Source organism: Bacteroidota bacterium (assembly GCA_013696965.1).
In the GTDB taxonomy this organism is placed as follows: Bacteria; Bacteroidota; Bacteroidia; order JACCXN01; family JACCXN01; genus JACCXN01.
Genome location: JACCXN010000087.1, coordinates 1 through 3,187 on the forward strand (window position 1 = coordinate 1; position 3,187 = coordinate 3,187).

Annotated in this window: 2 protein-coding genes; both read right to left on the minus strand. The window is 31.1% G+C overall.

Annotation, left to right across the window (positions count from 1 at the left end; translation table 11 throughout):
* Positions 1–70: 70 nt before the first annotated feature.
* Complete coding sequence (locus H0V01_12725; GenBank protein ID MBA2584238.1) at positions 71–658, minus strand: DUF4389 domain-containing protein; 588 nt, start codon at positions 656–658, stop codon at positions 71–73.
* Positions 659–783: 125 nt separating this feature from the next.
* A complete protein-coding gene (locus tag H0V01_12730) occupies positions 784–2,529 on the minus strand; it encodes a M61 family metallopeptidase (GenBank protein MBA2584239.1) in 1,746 nt (581 codons plus the stop codon).
* Between the last annotated feature and the right edge of the window lie 658 nt (positions 2,530–3,187).

A 3,187-nucleotide genomic window follows, 5' to 3' on the forward strand; every position in this document is an offset into this window, starting at 1 on the left:
CTCTCTTACCGTTAGCTCATTTGGTTGAGGCAAGGGGTAATATTGCTGGTTGTTTTCCATATTTATTTATCTACAATTCTTTACCTGAAAAAGGAGGATATTGATCAGACATATAAGTCATATACAAGTTTACCCTTAAAACCCATCTCATGGTATTTACATTAAATTCATGAGTGGATGAAGGATATTTCCCAGTAAACAAAACAACCCACCATGCAATCATGGAAAGAATTGCGCCCCATAATACTCTGAAAATTAAAATAAACGCGTGAGGGAAAACACAATAAATGAAACCAAAAAATGCTTTTAAAAGCAAAGTTCCACGACTTAAATTTTCTGGATAAGGAATTTCAAGATTGGTAAGTTCATCACTTCCACTTGTATGAAAAGATGGATAACCATCTACCAGGTTGCTCCTTCTTGCATTTAACCTAACTCCCCATTTCATTAAATTCACTTGGTATTCATAGAAACTTTGGGGATATTTTCCAGTAAATAAAATCACCCAAAAAGAAATAAAGGTAATTATGGAAGACCATATTCCATAAAAAAGCATTAAAAACATGTGAGGAAGGGTGATGTAAAAAATTCCAAAAAATGTTCTGAGAAGTAATTCACCTCGTGAATAATCCTCCTGATGAGTAATTGTTAATTTCATATAATTTATGTATTTGAAGTTAATAATACTGTAAATCAACAAAAAAAAATGATAATGATGAAATTATTAAACATCTTTTTTTTAGAAAAAAAATGAAAAGTTATAGACAAGCTTTGATTTTAAACCTATAAATGTACTGGTAAACCCGCCCACAATTTAAATGAAGTTTCCATGGAAGTTGTTAAAGGAACTAACTTTTTCAAAGAATAGGATTTAAAATAACAACTTTTATTGGATCTAATATTAACAATTATTTCTTTTTGCCTAAGGGCTGAAAAAACAGTTAATCTTATTTCAGCTATATTCCCTTTTGCATAATACTTGAACCATTCATCCAAATTATTGTTTAAGCGAATACCATTTATGGCAACAATCTGATCATTAATAATCAATAAAGCATTATCTGCTGGAGAATTTGGGTAAATTGCCTTTACAATTGCTTTATCTCCCTCTTCACTGCATTTAAATCCTAAGTAAGTTTCGTGAAATTTGCCAGTTTCATGCTCTGTTATAGTTAACCCAAGATATTCAAGACACTCAACAAGCATGGGTTTAAAATCAATTGTTGAATAAGCATATTGGTTAATAAAATCATCCATAGGCCTGCCAGCAACTAATGATATTATTTCATAAATATCTTTTTCTGTATAACCTATACCCTTTTTTCCAAAGTCATTGTATAAAATTTGCATTACATTATCCAGGGATTTATTGTTTTCACTTGCTCTTCTTATTATTACATCTAGCATAAAAGCAATTAGGCACCCCTCGGTATATATTGAAACTTTTCGGTTTGGAATGCCCTGCACATATCCATCAAGCCAGGTATCAAAAGAAGATTGAGTAACTGAATAATTAAATCTTCCGGGATTATCAAAATGCTTTTTTAATTGTTGGTTAAATGTTTTGAAAAATTCATCTTCAGAAAATATCCTTGATCGAAACAACATCAAATCTCCATAATAAGTAGTAAATCCTTCAGCCACAAAGCCAAGCTTTGAATAATTTTCTTTTGAAAAATCATAAGGCAGCATTTCTTGAGGCCTAATGTTTTTAATATTCCAGGTATGAAACAATTCGTGTGAACTTATTCCCAATAGCTCGTTGTATAGTTTGTCTTCAAAAATATCATATACTGGTCCAAGCGCTATTACTGTTGAATTTTCGTGTTCCACTCCATGGTACGTTTGATAAGGAAGTATTTGGAATATGAAATGATAATCTTCTACTGGAAAGCCTTTAAACAATGAATATTGCTCATTTACAAAAATGAAAAAATCACTAAATAGTTTAGCCCAATCAGGATTTTTTATTCCTTGCATCCATATATGAAATTCAATACCTTCATAAACAAAGAAATTGTGTTGCAATGTATCAGATGCTATAAAAGGACTGTCTGCTAATTGTTGAAAATTATTAGCCCTGAGTTTTGTTCTGTCAATGCTTTTTAAACCGCTTGCTACCTTATAATTTGCAGGTATTTTCAACTCTATTAAACAGGGTTCATTCATTCTATCGGGAACAAAAAAACAGCAATTAACCGGATTTACATAAAGCTGATGCTCATCCAACCAGGTAGAGCCTGCATTTAATTCTGCAGCATAATAACTGTATTTAACAACAACAGTATGCACCCCTTTTGACTTTACTTTCCAAAGATCTTTATTTACCTTTTGAAATTCCAGGGGTTTGTTTTCTCCATCATATGCATTCCATTTACATATATTTTTTGCAAAATTAGCAAGTTCATATCTTCCTGGTCTCCACGCGGGTAGCTGGAACATCAATTCATCTGAATTCACATTTTCAACAGTAAATTCAATATCAATGAATTGTTGAGAAGTAGAATCGTAAGAAAATAGATATTTCATATGTATATAATTTGTTTTTTTAATCGTAATATGGTATAGCCATTTTATATTCATTAGCGTTTGTGAACGGTTCGTGCATGGCTATTTCATATGTATATAATTTGTTTTTTTAGTTGTCATATGGAATACGCCAGGTTATCTTCATTAGTGTTTGTACACTGTTCGGTGCATGGCTATTTCATATGTATATAATTTGTTTTTTAATTGTCATCCCGATTTATCGGGATAGCCAGGTTATATTCATTAGCGTTTGTGAACGGTTCGTGCATGGCTATTTCATATGTATATAATTTATTCGTTTTTAATTTTTCCTTTAAGGAACTCAAGAATGCTAAAGCATTTGATTTTTAATTGACATCCCGATTTATCGGGATAGCCATGTTATATTCCTTAGAGTTGGTGAACGGTTCGTGCATGGCTATTTTCATATGTATATAATTCGTCTTTTAATTGCTTAGTGTATAGCCAAATATATTCATTCCTGTTTGTATAGGTTGGAATATGGCTATTTCATAAAGTCAATTAACTCAGTTAGAAACTGTTTTGAATTTAATTTTTAATTCTATTAAGCATTAGTCGAATCATTGCTAATTGTATCATAGTTTCACTTGTATCAGTATGATATTCAAAATCTTTACTTAACCTTCTGTAACTTTCA

Excerpts from the sequence above, each read along its gene's own strand:
- H0V01_12730 (MBA2584239.1), bottom strand. The coding sequence starts at position 2,529 with ATGAAATATCTATTTTCTTACGATTCTACTTCTCAACAATTCATTGAT.
- H0V01_12725 (MBA2584238.1), bottom strand. The coding sequence starts at position 658 with ATGAAATTAACAATTACTCATCAGGAGGATTATTCACGAGGTGAATTA.